The 1,938-nt window shown below is 65.6% G+C and carries 3 protein-coding genes and 1 pseudogene; 2 read left to right on the forward strand and 2 right to left on the reverse strand.

The window, feature by feature from the left end; translation table 11 throughout:
• Positions 1–213: pseudogene (locus A9W95_RS21440) on the reverse strand (hypothetical protein); the annotation flags it as partial.
• 94 nt (positions 214–307) lie between these two features.
• Here A9W95_RS21440 and A9W95_RS21445 point away from each other — a divergent pair.
• Both A9W95_RS21445 and A9W95_RS21450 read left to right on the forward strand, forming a co-directional pair.
• Positions 308–1,114: a DUF4239 domain-containing protein gene (locus A9W95_RS21445; RefSeq protein WP_067417468.1), complete on the forward strand. Its 807-nt coding sequence runs from the start codon at positions 308–310 to the stop codon at positions 1,112–1,114.
• Between the two features lie 129 nt (positions 1,115–1,243).
• Positions 1,244–1,495 (forward strand): hypothetical protein, encoded by a 252-nt coding sequence (locus A9W95_RS21450; protein ID WP_067417471.1) that lies wholly within the window; start codon positions 1,244–1,246, stop codon positions 1,493–1,495.
• A gap of 4 nt (positions 1,496–1,499) precedes the next feature.
• Here A9W95_RS21450 and A9W95_RS21455 read toward each other — a convergent pair.
• The coding region (locus A9W95_RS21455) for a class I SAM-dependent methyltransferase (RefSeq protein ID WP_156746331.1) at positions 1,500–1,938 on the reverse strand (439 nt) is incomplete at its 5' end.

A 1,938-nucleotide genomic window follows, 5' to 3' on the forward strand; every position in this document is an offset into this window, starting at 1 on the left:
GCCCGGCGGCACGTCTTCCGCGGTCGCCAACAGCGCCTCGGAGGTGTCGCTGCCCGCGTCGTTGGTCACCAAACCGTCGGGCGTCAGGAACCCGGCAACCGGTGTCAAACGCGGTCGCGGCCGCTGCCGCAGGAACGTGGCCACTTGCCACATCAGAGCGACCGCCGCCAGGACAGTGCCGACGATGCCGAGGACCAAAGCGGCGACAGTCACCGCGCCACTCCCGAGCTTTCGTTCATGATCGCGACGGTACTGGCCCTCGTCGCCTAAAGTCGAAAGGCCCTGACGGTCAGGCACGTGGCACGGGATGAGGTGGCCGGTGAGTGTGTGGATCGTCAGCAATGTGCCGGCCTGGCTGCTGCTGCTCGCGCTGATCCTCCTCATCGCCGGCGGTGCGGTGCTGGTCCAACGGTTGGTGCGAGGCAGGTACCCCAAACTCGCCGACACCGCGCACAACGACGTCACCCGGTTCGCCTACGGGGTCGTCGGCTTCGTGTATGCGTTCTTCATCGGCTTCGTCGTCTCGGCCATGTGGAGTCAGATCAACACCGAGGACGGGCAGGCCCGCAACGAGGCGGCGGCAGCGGTCCAACTGGCAAACGACGCAACGGTATTCGACAAGGCGGACAGCGATCGGGTGCGGCAGGCCTTGCTGGATTATGAACGCGCGGCCCTGGCCGAATGGCCCGTCGCCGCCAACGGCCGGTCCTATCCCGACGCCGACAAAGCGATGCAGCGCCTCTATGCCGCCTACGAATCGATCCAGCCGCAGACCGAAACGCAGAAGACCTTCCTGAGTAGGTCATTCACCAACTTGGACAAGGTGAGTCAGGCGCGCACCGAACGCGTGCTGCAGGCTCAGATCGCCGTCGGACCCTCCTGGTCGCTGTGGATGGTGATCCTGCTCACCAGCGGACTGGTGCTGGCGTGCTCGATCATCTACGGGGTCGAGGAACCCCGCATGCATTACGCGATGGTGATGACCGTTGGGGTATTGGTCGCGGCGAACCTGTTCCTGGTCATGGAACTCTCCCATCCGTTCGTCGGCGAATTGGCGACGACCCCCGATCCGCTGCGCGACGTCGTCGAGGTCTTGTCGTCACCTTCGACCTAGGCCGGGACCCGTTGCGGCCGAAGGCGATCCGGCGCGAAGCCTGATGATGCGCCTAAATTCACCTGAGCATTCGCTAAGACCTGCGTGGCGCGGACCAAACCGTTATCACCGGTCCTTACTGTGCAGGACATGAGTACCAAGTACTACCTGCAGAAGGTGCCGGTGGAAGCCGTTCAACCGGGCTTTTCGCTGGCCATCCCGCACGACGGTGAATACCGGTTGTTCCGCGTCGATTGCACGCAGATGTCGCAGCGTCATGGCCGCCCGGTGATGATCACCCTGACCTCCGAGCCCGCCGACGGTGACCGGCCGTGGGTGGTGGAATACGAAGCCGGCACGCCGGTGGTGCGGCTGCTCGGGGTCTACCAGGCCGCCTCCTAATAGCTCACGGCTTGGCGGCGGTGACGAACTGCAGCGCGCGCTGGGTCTGCTGTTCGACGTCGACCAGGCCCGCCGCAGCGAACAGGTCGACGAACGCCTCCCGGTCGAACATGGTGAGCCCGATTGCGCGGGCGGTCATGTTGAGCGCGGCGCGGACCGGCGGAGTCTGCCCGGAGTAACTGGTCAGGATCGCGATGCGGCCCCCGGGGCGCAGCACCCGCAGCATTTCCCGCGCCACACCAAACGGTTCGGGCATCAGGTACAGCGCACCAAAACAGCACACCGCATCGAAGGTCTCGTCGCCGAACGGCAACTTGCGCGCGTCGCCGCGCAGGTAGCAGGTGCGCGGTGCGCTGTTGTCCGCCACCGCCCGCATCAGCATCGGTTCGGAGATGTCGAACCCCACCGCCAACCCGTCAGCCGACAGCTGCGCCGCCAACGGC

Origin of the sequence: Mycobacterium sp. 1423905.2 (assembly GCF_001673155.1) — a bacterium.
In the GTDB taxonomy this organism is placed as follows: domain Bacteria; phylum Actinomycetota; class Actinomycetes; order Mycobacteriales; family Mycobacteriaceae; genus Mycobacterium.

Excerpts from the sequence above, each read along its gene's own strand:
- A9W95_RS21450 (WP_067417471.1), top strand. The coding sequence starts at position 1,244 with ATGAGTACCAAGTACTACCTGCAGAAGGTGCCGGTGGAAGCCGTTCAA.
- A9W95_RS21445 (WP_067417468.1), top strand. The coding sequence starts at position 308 with ATGAGGTGGCCGGTGAGTGTGTGGATCGTCAGCAATGTGCCGGCCTGG.